Source organism: Pseudomonas viciae, from assembly GCF_004786035.1.
GTDB lineage: Bacteria > Pseudomonadota > Gammaproteobacteria > Pseudomonadales > Pseudomonadaceae > Aquipseudomonas > Aquipseudomonas viciae.
In genome coordinates this window covers 16847-34028 of record NZ_CP035088.1, presented here as the reverse complement: position 1 = coordinate 34028, position 17182 = coordinate 16847, and the positions used below count along the sequence as shown (strand labels likewise).

Annotated in this window: 19 protein-coding genes; 13 read left to right on the top strand and 6 right to left on the bottom strand. The window is 58.1% G+C overall.

Features of this window, described 5'->3' with window-relative positions; translation table 11 throughout:
• Window positions 1–22 precede the first annotated feature (22 nt).
• Window positions 23–952: a zinc ABC transporter substrate-binding protein ZnuA gene (znuA, locus tag EPZ47_RS00160; RefSeq protein WP_135842989.1), complete on the bottom strand. Its 930-nt coding sequence runs from the start codon at window positions 950–952 to the stop codon at window positions 23–25.
• Between the two features lie 66 nt (window positions 953–1018).
• Here znuA and zur point away from each other — a divergent pair, with 66 nt between their 5' ends.
• The 4 genes from zur to EPZ47_RS00140 are packed head-to-tail and all read left to right on the top strand — an operon-like array spanning window position 1019 to window position 3815.
• The gene (gene zur, locus EPZ47_RS00155; RefSeq protein ID WP_135842988.1) at window positions 1019–1501 is read left to right on the top strand and encodes a zinc uptake transcriptional repressor Zur; all 483 of its coding nucleotides are present in this window, start codon (window positions 1019–1021) and stop codon (window positions 1499–1501) included.
• Window positions 1501–2283, top strand: a complete 783-nt coding sequence (gene znuC, locus EPZ47_RS00150; protein WP_135842987.1) for a zinc ABC transporter ATP-binding protein ZnuC — start codon at window positions 1501–1503, stop codon at window positions 2281–2283. The genes zur and znuC overlap by 1 nt, the downstream gene beginning before the upstream one ends.
• A complete protein-coding gene (znuB, locus tag EPZ47_RS00145) occupies window positions 2276–3064 on the top strand; it encodes a zinc ABC transporter permease subunit ZnuB (protein ID WP_135842986.1) in 789 nt (262 codons plus the stop codon). Before znuC ends, znuB begins: the two co-directional genes overlap by 8 nt.
• 37 nt (window positions 3065–3101) lie before the next feature.
• Window positions 3102–3815, top strand: coding sequence for a PA5502 family lipoprotein (locus EPZ47_RS00140; protein WP_135842985.1), 714 nt, complete (start codon window positions 3102–3104; stop codon window positions 3813–3815).
• Window positions 3816–3929: 114 nt separating this feature from the next.
• Here the strand turns inward: EPZ47_RS00140 and katE are convergent, their stop codons facing one another.
• Window positions 3930–6068, bottom strand: a complete 2139-nt coding sequence (gene katE, locus EPZ47_RS00135) for a catalase HPII (RefSeq protein WP_135842984.1) — start codon at window positions 6066–6068, stop codon at window positions 3930–3932.
• A 263-nt stretch (window positions 6069–6331) separates the two neighbouring features.
• Here katE and EPZ47_RS00130 point away from each other — a divergent pair, with 263 nt between their 5' ends.
• The 7 genes from EPZ47_RS00130 (at window position 6332) to EPZ47_RS00100 (ending at window position 12838) form a co-directional block, all read left to right on the top strand.
• Window positions 6332–7339, top strand: a complete 1008-nt coding sequence (locus EPZ47_RS00130; RefSeq protein WP_135842983.1) for a methionine ABC transporter ATP-binding protein — start codon at window positions 6332–6334, stop codon at window positions 7337–7339.
• Window positions 7339–8013, top strand: a complete 675-nt coding sequence (locus tag EPZ47_RS00125; RefSeq protein WP_135842982.1) for a methionine ABC transporter permease — start codon at window positions 7339–7341, stop codon at window positions 8011–8013. The genes EPZ47_RS00130 and EPZ47_RS00125 overlap by 1 nt, the downstream gene beginning before the upstream one ends.
• Window positions 8014–8092: 79 nt before the next feature.
• Window positions 8093–8866, top strand: a complete 774-nt coding sequence (locus tag EPZ47_RS00120; protein WP_135842981.1) for a MetQ/NlpA family ABC transporter substrate-binding protein — start codon at window positions 8093–8095, stop codon at window positions 8864–8866.
• A gap of 318 nt (window positions 8867–9184) precedes the next feature.
• On the top strand, window positions 9185–9604 hold the full coding sequence (locus EPZ47_RS00115) for a hypothetical protein (protein WP_135842980.1): 420 nt from the start codon (window positions 9185–9187) through the stop codon (window positions 9602–9604).
• 132 nt (window positions 9605–9736) lie between these two features.
• On the top strand, window positions 9737–10339 hold the full coding sequence (locus tag EPZ47_RS00110) for a hypothetical protein (protein ID WP_135842979.1): 603 nt from the start codon (window positions 9737–9739) through the stop codon (window positions 10337–10339).
• Between the two features lie 540 nt (window positions 10340–10879).
• Window positions 10880–11254, top strand: coding sequence for a lysozyme inhibitor LprI family protein (locus EPZ47_RS00105; protein WP_122567698.1), 375 nt, complete (start codon window positions 10880–10882; stop codon window positions 11252–11254).
• A 459-nt stretch (window positions 11255–11713) separates the two neighbouring features.
• Window positions 11714–12838, top strand: coding sequence for a GGDEF domain-containing protein (locus tag EPZ47_RS00100; RefSeq protein ID WP_135842978.1), 1125 nt, complete (start codon window positions 11714–11716; stop codon window positions 12836–12838).
• 19 nt (window positions 12839–12857) lie between these two features.
• Here EPZ47_RS00100 and EPZ47_RS00095 read toward each other — a convergent pair whose 3' ends face one another.
• Window positions 12858–13088 (bottom strand): hypothetical protein, encoded by a 231-nt coding sequence (locus tag EPZ47_RS00095; protein WP_135842977.1) that lies wholly within the window; start codon window positions 13086–13088, stop codon window positions 12858–12860.
• 530 nt (window positions 13089–13618) lie between these two features.
• On the opposite strand from EPZ47_RS00095, the gene EPZ47_RS00090 reads away from it, so the two are divergent.
• A complete protein-coding gene (locus EPZ47_RS00090; RefSeq protein WP_003196182.1) occupies window positions 13619–14038 on the top strand; it encodes an organic hydroperoxide resistance protein in 420 nt (139 codons plus the stop codon).
• Window positions 14039–14071: 33 nt separating this feature from the next.
• Window positions 14072–14515 (top strand): phage infection protein, encoded by a 444-nt coding sequence (locus EPZ47_RS30295; protein WP_135842976.1) that lies wholly within the window; start codon window positions 14072–14074, stop codon window positions 14513–14515.
• Between the two features lie 114 nt (window positions 14516–14629).
• Here EPZ47_RS30295 and EPZ47_RS00080 read toward each other — a convergent pair whose 3' ends face one another.
• From EPZ47_RS00080 to EPZ47_RS00070, 3 genes are all read right to left on the bottom strand, one after another.
• The gene (locus EPZ47_RS00080) at window positions 14630–15418 is read right to left on the bottom strand and encodes an SDR family NAD(P)-dependent oxidoreductase (RefSeq protein ID WP_135842975.1); all 789 of its coding nucleotides are present in this window, start codon (window positions 15416–15418) and stop codon (window positions 14630–14632) included.
• Between the two features lie 161 nt (window positions 15419–15579).
• Window positions 15580–15933, bottom strand: a complete 354-nt coding sequence (locus tag EPZ47_RS00075; protein ID WP_135842974.1) for a VOC family protein — start codon at window positions 15931–15933, stop codon at window positions 15580–15582.
• Between the two features lie 50 nt (window positions 15934–15983).
• Window positions 15984–17033, bottom strand: a complete 1050-nt coding sequence (locus tag EPZ47_RS00070; protein WP_135842973.1) for an NAD(P)/FAD-dependent oxidoreductase — start codon at window positions 17031–17033, stop codon at window positions 15984–15986.
• Window positions 17034–17182: the final 149 nt, after the last annotated feature.

Sequence of the window (17182 nt, the reverse complement as noted above, 5' to 3'; positions counted from 1 at the left end):
GGGTTCTGCGTTTGGTCTGGCGTTACAGCGACTCCAGGCACCCCGCCAAATCATTCCCCAACTTTTCCAACAACTGCTCATACCCTTGCGCCGTCGCCGGGGTATAGCCGCCCAGTGCATCCAGCTCCGCCAACTTCACCGGCAACCCAGCCACCAGGGTCTCGGCCAGGCGCGGGCGCAGGGGCGGCTCGCTGAACACACAGGTCTTGCCCACCGCCTGCAAGCGCGTACGCATCGCCGCCACGTGCTGGGCACCGGGCTGGACTTCGGCGGCCACGGCGAACACACCGGCGTGCTTGAGGCCGTAATTGTCCTCAAAATAATCGAACGCTTCGTGGAACACGAAGTACGGCTTGCCTGCGACGCTGGCCAGGCGCGCCTTCAGGCGTACGTCCAGAGCGTCGAGGCGCTGGTTGAAACCCTTGAGATTGCTTTGATAACGGGCAGCGTTGGCCGGGTCGGCCGCGCTCAAGTCAGCCGTCATTTTGGCGGCGATCACTCGTGCATTAGTCGGTGACAGCCACAAGTGGGCATCGATCGAACCGGGGCGGTGGTCGTGATCATGCTCGTCGCCGTCGTGGTCATCCTCGGCGTGAGACTGGCTGTCCTGGGCGAAGTGGCGAAGCTTGAGCCCCGGCAAATCCTGTACGGCGACAGAAGGCAGCGTACGACCGTTCAGCACGCGCGGCAGAAAGCTTTCCATGTCCGGGCCGATCCAGTAGAGCAGGTCCATCGATTGCACCTTCCGTACGTCGGATGGCCGCAAGGCGTAGTGATGCGGCGAAGCACCAGGCGGCAGCAACACTTCAGGAACCGCCACGCCGTCCTGCACCGCTGCGGCAATCAGCTGCAATGGCTTGATGCTGGTAAGGACTTTGACTTCGGCCTGGACTGGGCCGATCAGTAGAAAACTTGCGACAAAAACGACAAAGAGCGAAAAAATTCGGGACACGATGACCACTCGAAGAGGCGAGAACGGGTAACATAATAACGTCTCTCACTGAACTCGTCGCTGCCCATGCCTATTACCCCCCTTGCCAGTCGTCCCCACGATCACTCCCACTGTGTGCACAGCGCGCTGTCCGAGGCCGATGCCATCTGCGCGCGCCAGGGGTTGCGCCTGACCGCCTTGCGTCGACGCGTGCTCGAACTGGTCTGGCAAAGCCACAAGCCGCTGGGCGCCTACGACATCCTGGCCGTGCTCAGTGAACAGGACGGGCGCCGCGCCGCGCCGCCGACGGTCTATCGGGCGCTGGATTTTTTGCTGGAAAACGGCCTGGTGCACCGCATCTCGTCGCTGAACGCCTTCGTCGGCTGCAACCATCCGGAGCACGCCCACCAGGGGCAGTTCCTGATCTGCCGCGTATGCCATGCCGCCATTGAGCTGGAGCAGAAGTCCATCAGCGACGCCATCGTCGCCAGCGCCAAGGACGTGGGCTTCGTGGTCGACAGCCAGACCGTCGAAGTGGTCGGCCTGTGTTCCGGTTGCCAGGGGGCCTGATGAGCAACGCGTTGATCCGCCTCGAACAGGTGGCCGTGACGTTCGCCGGGCAGAGCGTGCTGGATAACATCCAGCTGAGCGTCGAGCCGGGGCAAATCGTCACCTTGATCGGCCCCAACGGCGCCGGCAAGACCACCCTGGTGCGCGCCGTGCTCGGTTTACTCAAGCCGGACAGCGGCAGCGTCTGGCGCAAGCCGAAGCTGCGGGTCGGCTACATGCCGCAAAAACTCCATGTAGACCCAACTCTGCCACTGTCGGTATTGCGTTTCCTGCGCCTGGTCCCCGGCGTGGATCGCGCACGGGCCTTGGCGGCGCTCAACGAAGTCGGCGCCGAACAGGTAATCGACAGCCCGGTGCAAAGTGTTTCCGGTGGCGAAATGCAGCGCGTGCTGCTGGCCCGCGCCCTGCTGCGCGAGCCCGAGCTGCTGGTGCTCGACGAACCGGTGCAAGGCGTCGACGTCGCGGGGCAGGCCGAGCTGTACAGCCTGATCACTCGCCTGCGCGACCGTCACGGTTGCGGCGTTTTGATGGTGTCCCACGATCTGCACCTGGTGATGAGCACCACCGACCAAGTGGTCTGCCTCAACCGTCACGTTTGCTGTTCCGGGCATCCGGAGCAGGTCAGTGGCGATCCGGCCTTCGTCGAGCTGTTCGGAAAGAACGCACAAAGCCTGGCGATTTATCACCACCATCATGACCACGCCCATGACCTGCATGGCTCGGTGGTCAGCGACTCCTCTGTTTCTACCCATGTTCATGGAGATAGCTGCAAGCATGGCTGACTTTCTGTTGTACGCCCTGCTCGCAGGCCTGGCCCTCGCGCTGGTGGCCGGGCCCCTGGGCTCGTTCGTGGTCTGGCGGCGCATGGCCTATTTCGGCGACACCTTGTCCCACGCGGCGCTGCTCGGCGTGGCCTTGGGGTTTCTGCTGGACGTAAGCCCGGCGGTGGCGGTGACCGTGGGTTGCCTGTTGCTGGCGGTGCTGCTGGTGACGTTGCAGCAGCGCCAACCGCTGGCGTCCGACACGCTGCTGGGAATTCTCGCACCCAGTACCCTGTCCCTCGGGCTGGTGGTACTAAGCTTCATGCATGACGTGCGGATTGACCTGATGGCCTACCTGTTTGGTGATCTGTTGGCCATCAGCCCCACCGACCTGTCGTGGATCCTGGGCGGCAGCGCGGCGGTGCTGCTGTTACTGGTGGCGCTGTGGCGGCCTTTGCTGGCCGTGACCGTGCACGAGGAACTGGCGCGGGTCGAAGGCTTGCCCGTGGTGGGGTTGCGGTTGGCGCTGATGCTGCTGATTGCCGTGGTCATCGCCGTGGCGATGAAAATTGTCGGTGTGTTGCTGATAACTTCATTGCTGATCATTCCGGCGGCGGCGGCACAGCGTCACGCCCGCTCCCCGGAGCAAATGGCCCTGGGCGCGAGCCTGCTGGGCATGCTCGCGGTGTGCGGCGGGCTGGCGTTGTCGTGGTTCAAGGACACCCCGGCGGGACCGTCGATCGTGGTCAGTGCCGCCGGGCTGTTTCTGCTGAGTTTTGTCCTGCCTCGTCGAGGGGTGTAGACTTGCTCGCTTTTTGCGCAAATAGAGAGTCGCAGGAATGAAGCCGTTCGCCTCCCGTTATCTGCTCCTTGTTGCATTTTCTCTGCTACTGGGCGCATGCCAAAGTTCGCCGCCGGTCACCGAGGCCCCTGATACCCGGGGCCCGGCCATCGCGCAGCTTGAACAAAGCCTGGCCAGCAATGAGCTGGCCACCGCTGAAGATCAGTTGGCCGCCTTGCAGGCCCAAACCCCCGAAGATCCGTCGTTGGAACCCTACCAACGGCAACTGGCCGAGGCGTACTTGCGCCGCAGCCAGATCGACCTGCAAAAAGGCGACGTAAACGCCGCCACCACCGCGCTGAGCCGCGCCCGAGCCTTGATGCCCAAGGCCCCGGCACTCTCCGGTGAGGTCAACAGCGCCATTGCCGAAGCCCGCAAGGCCGAACTGGAAAAAGCCGAGGCCGCCCTCCAGGCCGCCGAAGCCAAACCGGTCGCCAAAGTGATCGATCCCAGTGCCGAAAGCACCACGGTGTCGCTCAATATCAGTGATATCCAGAAAATGCGTCGGCAATTGGATGCCATCGCTGCGGATGTGGTGAATTTCCAATGTGACGTCAGCATCCAGGCGCCACGCACCGATGATTATCCGTGGCTGGCGACATTGCTGACCAAGCGGGTTAAAAAACTCGACCCCGGGTTTGATCTGAAACTGCAAAAGCAGATCTTGCGCAGCGTGCCGGCGCAGATGGTGCTGACTCCTCGTAAGCCTTAAAAAGCATCGCGAGCGAGCTCGCTCCCACAGTGGTTTGTGTCGATTACAAAACCCCATGTGGGACCGAGCTCGCGATAGCGTTCTACCAGACAACGAGTCTCTTTCAGACTCTCATCAAGCCGGAATCGCCTTAGCCTTAGGCTCCCGCGCCCACACCCGATGCTGAGCAATCGCCGCAAAAAATGCCGGGAATTTGCTGGCATCCGCGTCAGGAATCAACCCCGCATCCGCCTCCAGTTTCAACAGCACCAACAACTGCCGCGCTTCGCCATTCAGCGCGATGGCTTTCAAGTGCTTGTAAGCCTCCAGCACGTAATGCAACGCCACCCCATCGGCACTCAAGGCCTTGATCGATTGCGCACCGCCCGGTACGAACACCGCGTCAAAGGCAATCGAGGGCAGCCCTTCCATCGACGCATCCACGGGTAGCGTCTTCCCGGCGGCAGTGGTGACCGGCGCAGAGGTCGGCCCCAGCACCTTGGCGTGAGCCCCCTCAGCCTTCAGAGCTTTTTTGAGCGCCTCGATGATCGCGCCATCGACACCGTTGGCCACCAGCACCGCCACCTTGCGGGTCTTGATGTCCCCGGGAAGCAGGTTCGCCTGACTCAAGGCCGGGGATTTCTCCAGCGAGGGCTTCGGTACATCGACGGTGCCGGCGGTGGGAGCTGGCAACCCGAGGTTTTTCGCCACCCGCGCCGCCAGTTCCAAGTCGATGTTGGCGAGGATCTCATTGACCTGCCGCGCCCGAATGAACTCCCGCTCGACTTTGCCCAACTCGAAGCTGTAGGCCGCGATGATGTGCTCCTGCTCGTGGGCGCTCATGCTCTGGTAGAACAGCCGCGCCTGGGAGAAATGATCGCCGAACGACTCGCTGCGCTGGCGGATCTTGTACGCGTCGATGCGCTCCGGATAGCTTTCAAAGCCACCGTCCTCAGGGCCGGACGGGGTTTCCTTCGGCCAGCCGCCATCGATGGAGTTCGGCTCGTAGGAAGTGCGCCCCTTGTCGATGGTGCTGCGGTGCATGCCGTCACGCTGGCCGTTGTGCACCGGGGTGATAGCACGGTTGATCGGCAGTTCATGAAAGTTCGGCCCACCGAGTCGGCTGATTTGCGTATCGGTGTAGGAAAACAGCCGACCTTGCAGCAACGGGTCGTTGGAAAAGTCGATGCCCGGCACAATGTGCCCGGGGCAGAACGCAACTTGCTCAACCTCGGCAAAGAAATTGTCCGGGTTGCGGTTCAGCACCATCTTGCCCAAAGGTGTAATAGGGACGAGTTCTTCCGGGATCAGCTTGGTCGGGTCGAGCAGGTCGAAGTCGAACTTGTGCTCGTCTTCTTCAGCGATGATTTGTACGCCAAATTCCCATTCCGGGTAGTCCCCCATCTCGATCGCCTCCCAAAGATCGCGACGGTGATAGTCGGTGTCTTTACCGGCCAGTTTCTGGGCTTCGTCCCACACCAGCGAGCAGGTGCCTGCCGAGGGACGCCAGTGGAACTTGACGAAACTGCTACGGCCTTCGGCGTTGATCATACGGAAGGTGTGCACCCCAAAGCCCTGCATGCTACGTAGGCTTTTCGGGATCGCCCTGTCGGACATCGCCCAGATCACCATGTGCGCCGATTCCGGCACCAGCGAGACAAAATCCCAGAAGGTGTCGTGAGCCGAGCCGCCGGTAGGAATTTCATTGTGGGGCTCGGGTTTCACCGCGTGGACAAAGTCGGGGAACTTGACCGCGTCCTGGATGAAAAACACCGGCATGTTGTTGCCCACCAAGTCGAAGTTGCCTTCGTCAGTGAAGAACTTCACCGCAAAGCCACGCACGTCGCGCACGGTGTCGCCGGACCCCCGGGGCCCTTGCACAGTGGAAAAACGCACGAATACCGGGGTCTTTTTGCTCGGATCCTGTAGGAAACCGGCTTTGGTCAGCGCCGAATGCGCTTCATAGGTTTGGAAATAACCATGGGCGCCGGTGCCGCGGGCGTGAACGATACGTTCCGGGATGCGTTCATGGTCAAAATGCGTGATTTTCTCACGCATGATGAAGTCTTCCAGCAGCGAGGGACCGCGCGCCCCGGCCCGGAGGGTGTTCTGGTTATCAGCGATTTTCACACCCTGATTGGTGCGCAGGGCCTGTTCGGTGGCGTCGGAGCGAAATTGTTCCAGACTTTCGAGCTTGGTATTGGTGTTGCCGCGATCCAGCGTATCGGTCCCGGCCAGTTGGCTCTTGTTGACCGTGGGTTTTTTGTTACTCATCAGGCATAACTCCTCTTTGCGATCCCCGCCATGGCCAGGACTCTGAGTTCGATACCGCAGGTCGATACCCGGGCATTTTCGAGTTGCTTAATGAGTGACCGATGCCGTTTGGCCGTGTTCCTTTTTTATGGCCTTTGATAGCGTTATTGCCAAATGACAGGTCTGATCGCAAATAAATGCTAAGAACCTCTATACGGACAGGCTAAAATGCGCGCCCGGCTAACCGCTGATCCTTTTCCAACGCGCCCCACAAGGTTCGCTACGTGATCGAGTTTCAAAACGTCCATAAAACCTACCGGGTCGCCGGTAGGGATATCCCCGCCCTGCACCCGACCAGTCTGACGATTGAGAACGGTCAGGTCTTCGGCCTGATTGGCCATTCCGGTGCGGGAAAAAGTACCCTGCTGCGCCTGATCAATCGCCTGGAAGACTCCAGTGGCGGCAAGATCATCGTCGACGGCGAAGAAGTCACCGCCCTCGACGCCAGCGGCCTGCGGCGCTTCCGGCAGCAGGTCGGGATGATTTTCCAGCACTTCAACCTGCTGGCCTCCAAGACCGTGGCCGACAACGTCGCGCTGCCGCTGACCTTGGCGGGCGAATTGTCCCGCAGCGAAATCGATCAGCGCGTCGCCGAGTTGCTGGCACGGGTGGGCTTGTCCGACCACGCCAGGAAATACCCGGCGCAATTGTCCGGCGGCCAGAAACAACGCGTCGGCATCGCCCGCGCCCTGGCGACCAAGCCCAAGATTTTGCTGTGCGACGAAGCCACCAGCGCCCTCGACCCGCAAACCACCGCATCGGTGCTGCAGCTGCTGGCGGAGATCAACCGCGAACTGAAGCTGACCATCGTGTTGATCACCCATGAAATGGACGTGATCCGCCGCGTTTGCGATCAAGTGGCGGTGATGGACGCCGGCGTGATTGTCGAGCAAGGGCCGGTGGCCGAGGTGTTCCTGCACCCCAAGCACGCGACCACCAAGCGTTTCGTCCAGGAAGACGAACAGATCGACGAAAGCGAACAGCGCGACGATTTTGCCCACGTGCCGGGGCGCATCGTGCGTCTGACGTTCCAGGGCGAAGCGACCTACGCGCCGTTACTCGGCACCGTCGCCCGGGAAACCGGCGTGGACTACAGCATCCTGGCCGGCCGCATCGACCGCATCAAAGACACCCCCTACGGGCAACTGACCCTCGCCATCACCGGCGGTGACATGGAGGCGGCGTTTGCCCGCTTCACCGCGGCTGATGTCCACATGGAGGTGCTGCGCTGATGGACCTGTTGAATTCGTTTTTCTCCAACATCGACTGGCTGGAAATCTGGCTGGCGACGGGCGATACCTTCCTGATGCTGTTCGGCTCGCTGTTGTTCACCGTGCTGCTCGGCCTGCCGCTGGGGGTGCTGCTGTTCCTGTGCAGCCCGCGCCAGTTGCTCGAAGCCCGCGGCGTTTATGCGCTGCTGTCGCTGGTCGTCAACATCCTGCGCTCGCTGCCGTTCATCATCCTGTTGATCGTGATGATCCCGTTCACGGTATTGATTACCGGCACTTCGCTGGGCGTGGCCGGTGCGATCCCGCCGCTGGTAGTCGGCGCGACGCCGTTCTTCGCGCGGTTGGTGGAAACCGCCTTGCGCGAAGTCGATCGCGGCATCATCGAAGCGACCCAGGCCATGGGCGCGACGACTCGGCAGATCATCGTCAACGCCTTGCTGCCGGAAGCCCGTCCGGGCATTTTTGCCGCGATTACGGTGACAGCGATTACGCTGGTGTCCTACACGGCCATGGCCGGTGTGGTCGGCGCCGGTGGTTTGGGCGACCTGGCGATCCGTTTCGGTTACCAGCGCTTCCAGACCGATGTCATGGTGGTCACGGTGGTGTTGCTGCTGGTGCTGGTCCAAGTCCTGCAAACCGTGGGCGACAAACTGGTTGTACATTTTTCTAGAAAATAAGGCCTCGCGGCCAATAAACCATGAGCCGGCCATTCGCTGGCAGGCGCCGAGAGCAGGCGCCTCAAAAGGAGTTAGCTGAATGAAGAAACTACTGGTTGCCTTCGCTGCCGCCGCAGCGTTTTCCGCCCACGCCGCCGACACCCTGACCGTCGCCGCAACGCCGGTGCCGCACGCGGAAATCCTCGAATTCGTCAAACCTGCCCTGGCCAAAGAAGGCGTGGACCTCAAGGTCAAAGTCTTCACCGACTACATCCAGCCGAACGTACAGGTCGCTGAAAAACGCCTGGACGCCAACTTCTTCCAGCACCAGCCATACCTGGATGAGTTCAACAAGGCCAAGGGCACGCACCTGGTGAGCGTGGCCGGTGTGCACCTGGAACCCCTGGGCGCGTACTCCAGCAAGTACAAGGCCCTTACCGAACTGCCAGGCGGCGCCAACGTGGTCATCCCGAACGACGCCACCAACGGCGGCCGTGCGCTGTTGCTGCTGGCGAAGGCCGGGGTGATCAAGTTGAAGGATTCGAACAACATCCTGTCGACTACCAAAGACATCACCGAGAACCCGAAGGATCTGAAGTTCCGTGAACTGGAAGCGGCGACCATTCCGCGGGTACTGACTCAGGTGGATCTGGCGTTGATCAATACCAACTATGCGTTGGAGGCCAAGCTTGATCCTTCCAAGGATGCGTTGGTGATTGAAGGTAGCGACTCGCCTTATGTGAACATCCTGGTGGCTCGTGAGGATGATAAGGACAGTGAGGCGATGAAGAAGCTGGTTGCGGCGCTGCATAGCCCGGAAGTGAAGGCTTTTATTCTGGAGAAGTACAAAGGCGCGGTTTTGCCGGCGTTCTGATCTGACAGGCGATAAAAAGACGGGGCTGCGTGGGAATGCAGCCCCGTCTTTTTATGCTCGAAATGTCGACCAATCCGTGGACGGGGGCTTGGTCCCGCTCCGTGGAGAAGACAATTGCTACGGGCGTTTTGATTCACCGGCGGCTGCAAAAAAAAAGTAAAACGATGGACGCGTTCACGCGCAACTGGAACTACTCTTCGACGTTGCTGCCATCGCAAAACTCGGTGACAGCGTTCAGTAACTACTTGAAACCGGCCACGCATGTACTTGCATGGAAGTGCTTAGCGTCGCCCCTTGAGTCGCGTTCAGGAGATGATAATGAGTCAAGGAAAACACACGCATCCCGGCAGAAAAGATGGTGCAATCATGGTGGAGTGCACGATAAATAATCTATCTCGTCGCTTTCTGACCTACGATCCGTCATCTCAAAAAATGGAGCATGGAGAAGTAACTTCTAACTATGGCCCCCAGAACGTAGCGCCCTACGGTGACTCGAGAACCTTCTCCATAGAGTCCGACGGACTTATGACGGGATGTGAGGGAAATTTTTACTGGAAGGTGGCAGATACAGAAAGCGGTATATTCCACGTACACCTACAAAACCCGTTTTCAGGCCACGGTCACCTATGGTCCGGTGTTTTCTCTGGCGCCGAGAATGTACTTTCGGTTGACCCAACGTCATACGAGACTTCCGAGGATTGTAGTTTTTCAATCACCGTTACCGTTATGGACCTATGATGACCCGGCCGTTGGACCCTACAGCTATTTCGAAAATCCATAGCTGAAATCGGGGTGGGTCCACAATTCAGGAAGTTGTATAAACGTGGCCCGCCCCTGAATTTATGTGATGTTTTAGAGAGAACTCACTTTATGCAACCCATGAAAAAACAATCTCAACGGGGTGCCACCCTGATTGAAACTTCCCTTTGGCTAATCATCCTCGGCATTGTTGTCGCTGCGGCCATTATGTTATTTGTCGTTGTTTCGGGAAAAATGCAGACTTCAAAGGCACAAGAAGAAATTATTACAGTAGTTCCCGCCATCATCCAGCACTTCACTCCTCAATCGAATTTTGACGGACTCACACCTGATGCCGTCAATAGTTCCGGCCTCTTCACACAAGAACAATTCAACGCAGGATTTTTCACGTCTCCCTTTGGCTCAACCAGCCAAGTCGGCTTTTATGCCGTTCCCAGCACGAACTCTACAGCGGGAGCTATGGTCATCAGTTTTGTGCCGGAGGCCGCCTGCTTAGCTCTTTCGGCCATGTCCTGGCCAGACAGTATCATTGGTATGGATACAGTTAAGACTCCGGCGGCTCCAACGGCACCTGGTACAGTTATTACCGACGGTGATAGCAATCTCCTCTACGGAACTGGACATGCAACACAATCTGTCGCGAATCAGACAATAGGTTGTACTCCCACTGCTGATGGAGCTGTTAACTTGAATATTTACTTTGTAAAAAAGTAGAACTTAGAAGCTTTGTTTAAGGCCTTCAATATAAAAAGCCTGTAACCGTCCGAAATGATGGCTTTGTAGGGTAAAAAAGGGGAGGTAGCTGTACGCAGGTTAGTAGACCGGGGAGTTAGCAAGCCGGCGCGCCCGAGGGCGCCCTGCGCGCACCCATCCTCAAATACAGACATGAAGATACCTGACTGATAGAAGCCCATTTTCTGAGTGGGTGGGGCTGCTTTGCAGCCCAGCGGGGATGCCCCCTCGCTCGATACGCGGTGGTTACTTGTCTTTCAGTCCGAAAAGGGGGGCGGAGGGCAGGGGCGGTTGAGGAAGGCGTTCCTGGCGCGCCGGTTTTGGTCGGGGCAGTCGCATCGGCGAGGACGGCGGGAACGACGCAGCCCTTTTCAGCAATCACTTGCTCCCGAACCCCTATCAGCATTTGCCCATTGTTCGGGCCGAATGAACCATAGGATCTGCTTCATTGTTCTACAACCCTCATGATAAATTCCCCACCGCGACCTCTAATGAATAGAGGGCATTCAGGGAGAGAAGTGAGTGATCAAGTCTTTGTTGGTTGGGGCATTGCTGGCAATGGCATCAGCATCGGCATCTGCGATGAGTTGCGATAACCCTAGAAACGCCTATGACAGAACCTATTGCGCGTCGCTGAAAATGGTTCAGTCGGATCAGGACATCAACGATCAATACAAGAAGACGATGAGTGCTCTGAACCCGGAGCAAAAGAAAAAGGTGAAAGCCGCTCAAATCCAATGGATCAAAAATCGTGACAGCGCCTGTTCCAACGATGGCCTGCTCTACCTGGACTGTGCCAATGAGAAGACCGAGGCACGTATCGTCATACTCAAGGCTGTCGAGCGCGAGTGCCGTGCTGCCGGTTGCGACGACGCCAAGCTGTCGCAAGTCGAGTAACCCGTAAACAATGAGCACATCGGGCTTGCTCTCGCTCATTCAACATTGCGCTCCATCCCTTTTGCACCCGTGACTCACTCGCGGGTCGGAATAAGCTGCGTTTGAGTGGCCGTTTTTGGCCGCAGTCTGCCAAAGGCCGCTGACCTCTATCGCTATGAAGAAGCGATAGGACAAGCGAAAAGTCGTACCCCACGAAAAACCCGACGTAAAGCGTCGGGTTTTTCTTTTGGCGGATTGATTCCAGCTTGATTGCCGATCCCTTGTAAAACAGAAGATGCGGTTTGTCCGCGCAGTGGTTAAGGCTGCTTTGTAGCCTAGCGGGAGCAAGCTCTCGCCACGGGGTTCAGTTTTAATCGAGATATTGGAACCTGGTTGTGGCCAAGAGCGTAATTCAGTTGTTTGCGCTAATGGCAGGGTGCCACAATCGTTTTTTTGTTGCGTCATAACCAGGTGGTTCAAATGGATGGCCCAAGATTGCGCAATGGCCAGGATTTTGTAATAGCCGAGCAGGTGCGAACTGACCGATTGCAGCAACTGTTTCGCCAATCCGTTTCTGCGGTTTTGGGTAGTTACCTTGCTGCCATCATGCTGAGTTGGCTGTGCTGGGATCGTTTTGAACACGGCGCTATTTTCTGGTGGCTGGCCATACTGACCGGCTCGACGCTGTTGCGTATCGCGATGTTTGTTGCCTATTTCCGCAGCGACGAAAGTCAGCGCACGCCTCAACATTGGGAGCGCAAATATTGGGTCACGCTGGTGTTATCCGCCAGCATTTGGGGCGGTGGCGCGTTCGTTGTCATGCCGGCGGACGACCTGTTGTCGCAGGCGTTGGTCATGCTCTTTACGGTCGGCATGTCCGTCAGCGCGGTGTCCTGCTACTCGGCTTACCGCGATATGACTTTGGTCTCCATTGGCCTGGTGCTATTCCCGTGCACCGCCTGGCTGCTGTTTCAACCGTCGCCGATTCAAGTCGGCATGGCACTTTCGATCTTGGTGTTCGCGGCATTTGCTGCCCGCGCCACACACAAAATGTCCCAGGCACTGGAAATCGCCTTTCGACTCACCCGTGAAATGGAACAGGCGAACAGCATTTCAACCCGCGCCGCACAAACCGATGAACTGACTGGCCTGAAAAGTCGTCGGGCTTTTTTCGAGCATGCCCAGCAGCTTTACAACGAATGTAAGGCCAAGAGGCAAGGGTTATGCGCGGTCATGTTGGACATGGATCACTTCAAGCACATCAACGACACCTACGGCCATCAGGTGGGGGATCAGGTTTTGCGCCAAATGGGAGAGGTCATCAGTTCGTCGTTTCGGGCAACGGACATCCATGGCCGGCTAGGTGGTGAAGAATTCGCCATTCTGCTGCCGAACACTTCCATCGAAGTCGCCACCCAGATTGCAGAGCGGCTCATTGATACGATCGCAGCCTTGATGATCGAGCCCGTGCACTGCATATCAGCCAGCCTCGGCGTTGCATCGACGGAGGCCTGTAATAAGGATCTTCACAGCTTGATGAACGATGCGGATAAGGCCCTGTATCGAGCGAAGGCGCTAGGGCGGAATCGAGTGGCTGTTGCTTAGTCGGATTGGCTTTGCATCATTAATCGGAATTAAAAAACAAAAAGACCGCCAATTCGGCGGTCTTTTTGTATCGGCAGAACTCAGGTTCTGACACCAGCCATTCGGCCAACGGTTCAAGCTGCTTACCCTTGTCAAGGCTAACCGACAAGAATTGACGCTCAATACTGGTCGCGCAACCAGCCAGACGGCGGGCCTCCACTTGGTACTGAGCTGCAAGCAAGGGCTTTGGAGTGGGCTTGGAAGTCTTCATGGAAAACTCGTCAATAGAATGGGGGATCATGTTATGCCTCGTTCACCGCTATAACTCTGATGTTTAAATCGCTGATACGTGGCCGTTTCATGTGGCAAATACGATGATGGGCAGTGGCAGAAAACAATAGAACCCGGGGACAGGGCGTACAAGCAGGTGGGTTCTGGCGTTGTTGTAGGCAAAGGCGCAAGGATGTGTGGGCTGGCGGAAGCGTGGTGGGAACGATCGAGAACCCACCATTCTGCTGATGAACGCCCTCTCCCCGAAGGCCTGCAACTGCGCTGTCCCTGCTGATACCCCCTAGCACCTCCTTCCCCTTGGCTCATCTCGCGGCCCACGCGGGTAGGCAGCACTGCGACACCTAAAAATAAATTTCCTTTTATATCAACTAGTTAAATACAAATCGGTAAATTTTCAAAAATTTATCTTGCGCGCAAACTATTTGCCCGTTAACTTTAACTCAACTGGTTAGCGCACAAACATTTAGCGCAAACCAAACGATCAAATCAATCAGCAAGAGAGGAAACACCATGAACGTTCTCTATACCGCAGTCGCAACCTCCACCGGTGGCCGTGATGGCCGTGCTGTTTCCAGCGACAAGATTCTCGACGTGAAATTGGCCACTCCAAAAGCCTTGGGCGGCGCCGGTGGTGAAGCCACCAACCCTGAGCAGTTGTTCGCAGCCGGCTACTCGGCCTGCTTCATCGGCGCATTGAAGTTTGTCGCCAGCCAGAGCAAACGCAGCATTCCTGCTGACGCCTCGATCACGGCACACGTCGGCATCGGCCAGATCCCTGGTGGTTTCGGTCTGGACATCGACCTGCACATCAACCTGCCAGGTCTGGATCAAGCCGATGCTCAAGCGCTGGTCGACGCGGCTCACCAGGTTTGCCCGTACTCCAACGCGACACGCGGCAACGTCGACGTCCGTTTGCACGTCACCGTCTAACTCACTTCATTCACGAATAAAAAGGATCAGGACATGAACACTTTCAGCAAAACTCTCGTTGGCTCGCTTCTGGCACTGTCCCTCGGCAATGCGTTCGCGACTTCTTTTGTTCAACCTACGTTCGCTGAGGGTGGTTCGGATCGCCTGATCGAAAAACGCGTAGCCGAAGGCGGCTCGGATCGACTGATTGAAAACCGTGTAGCCGAAGGTGGCTCGGATCGACTGATTGAAAACCGTGTAGCCGAAGGTGGCTCGGATCGACTGATGGGAAACCGCGTAGCCGAAGGTGGCTCGGATCGACTGATGGGAAACCGTGTAGCCGAAGGTGGCTCGGATCGACTGATGGGAAACCGCGTAGCCGAAGGTGGCTCGGATCGCCTGATGGGAAACCGCGTAGCCGAAGGTGGCTCGGATCGACTGATGGGAAACCGCGTAGCTGAAGGTGGCTCGGATCGCCTGCAAAACAGGGTCATCTGAACAATCCCTTCACCGTTCCGAAAGCCGGTCGAATCAACCCATGTTGCTTCCAAAAGAAAAAGCGCCGCTTATCTCTCATGAGGAAGCGGCGTTTTTGCAACGTGTCACAAGATCCTAAACGATGCTATCCACCACACCACCATCAACACGCAGCGCCGCTCCCGTGGTAGCCGAGGCTTGTTCCGAGCTGGCATAGATGATCATGTTGGCGACTTCCTCGACACGCGCCGCGCGCTGGATGATCGAGGTACTGCGGTGCTGATTGACGAAATCCGCTGCCACCTTTTCCAGGCTGTCCCCGGTGCGCTCGACGTCTGCCTGGAGCATCTGCGCAACGCCTTCGGAAAGCGTCGGCCCCGGCAGCACCGAATTCACCGTCACGCCCGTGCCGGCGAGGCGCTTGGCCAGGCCGCGAGCGATTGAAAGTTGCGCGGTTTTGGTGAAGCCGTAGTGGATCATGTCGGCAGGAATGTTCACGCCAGATTCCGACGAGACAAACACAATCCGCCCCCAACCGCGCTCGACCATGCCCGGCGCATAGGCCCTGGAAACCCGCACGCCCGACATCACGTTGGTTTCGAAGAAACGCTGCCATTCGCTGTCCGGCGTCTCGAAAAAGTCTTCCAGTTTGAAAATGCCCAGGTTGTTGATGACGACATCGAAGCGTGGGTACTTGGCGATCAGTGCTTGGCAGCCAGACGCGTTGCTGAGATCGCCAGCAAAGCCGTCGGCCCTTGAAGCAAGGGCGCCCAAGCGCTGTAACGCGTCTTCGACGCTGCTCTCGCTGCGACCGTTGATGACCACCTGGGCGCCGGACTCGAGGAAGCCTTTGGCTGTCGCAAAACCGATACCGCTGGTGGAGCCGGTGACTAAGACGTGACGGCCGGTGAAGTCGATGTTCATGGGAGTGGCTCCTTGATTAATGGACCAGAGGAAGTGCGATATGGCTGGACGGTCATCCAACGGACTCCGGACTGACTTCGCCATCCCAACGTCGCCGACATCGCAAGCCCTTAATCATGGACACGATTGAGGCTTTGCGCCTCTTTGTCATCAATCGATCATCAGGAAGCCGACCACACGGCCAGTTCATAGCCATCCGGATCGATAAAGTGGAAACGTCGGCCACCCGGGAAAGCAAACACTTCACGGCTGATGGTCGCCTCTGCGGCCTTGAGCCTGAGTTGGGTAGCCTCAAGGTCATCCGCGTACAGGATGATCAACGGGCCGCCCGGGCGCACGGGTTCACCGGTCGTGAAGCCACCGGTCAGGCGACCGTCGCTGAATTCGGTATAGGTCGGGCCGTAGTCGACGAAACTCCAGCCGAATACGCTTCCATAAAAGGCTTTGCTACGCGCGATATCGCTGACATTGAACTCAACGTTATCGATCTGACGGTCTTTACCTCGAATGCCCATTGACGCTTCCTTGGCTGATTTGGGAATAGGCGAGCTTAGGCCATTGACCCTCACTGAGCTTGAAAAAATCGATCCGGACGGCAGGGGTTGAGGGCAGGGGATGGCTTGTCGCCGATGATCTCCTCACTGGCAAGACGGCCCACGATCGCCGCCAGGGTCACTCCGGGGTGCATGACGCACACATAGACGCCGCCGACCTGCGGAAGATAACCAATGATGGGGATGCCATCGGCGGGCATGGGCCTGAATCCGACACGAGCCGATTGCAGATCCAGGGAGACAACACCTTGGAGTTCGTTCTTGATGGCGTTGGCCGTTCGCAGTGCTATCGCCGCCGGTTGGTTTTCCAGGGCATCGTCCAGGTAGTCTTCGGCCGCCAGCAACGCACCTTCCGGGGTTTGCCTCACTTCCATTTCGGGGTTCGAGATGAGGGTGCGTACCAGGTTGGGCTGTGATTCATAGCGGATGAAAATCGCCGGGGAGGCTTCTATCGGCAGGGAAACTTTAAGCAGGTCTATTAGCTTCGCGACGCCTGTGCCGGCTGCCAATACGACGATATCGGCTTCGATGACGCCCGCGGCGGTTTCGACACCCAACACGGTGGAGCCATGGGATCTAAAGCCGAGAACCGGCGTTTGGGTGAGCACTTTCGCACCACTCGCCTGGGCTCCGGCAATCAACGCATGGGTTGTTGCTACAGCGTCCAGTGCTCCTTCTTCTGCTGCATACGAAGCGGATTGAGGAGGGTTCCTGAGTTTTGGCTCAAGCTCACGGATCTGTGATTGGGATATCCGGTTTGCCGAAGCTTCTGAGCTCGCGCCGTAAGACAGGGCGCCGCTCCATTGGATCTTCAGACCGGGGAGCTGCGTTTCGAGTCGGTGGTATTCCTGGAGGGCAGCACCGCGCAATGGCGCGATGGGGTCGGGTTCGCCGTGTGAGGTGTTGATCCAGGCGAATGAGCTGCCGGTCACGCCTGACGCGATGCCTTCGGCCTCGACTACCGTGACTTTCGCGCCTTTGGCCGCCAGGTGGTAGGCCAGGGATGCGCCTACGATGCCCGCTCCAATGACGATGACGCGTTTGCCTGGACCGTTATCCATTCGGCCTCCGTTGGGTTTGCCTGGGGGAATACGTTAGCCCGGTTGGGACTGCTTCGCAGCCCAGCGGGGATAAATCCCCTCGCCACAGGAGGGTGGAGTCAGTTAGTTATGTGGTGGCTGTCAGGGCGCTATCGCGAGCAAGCTCAGCT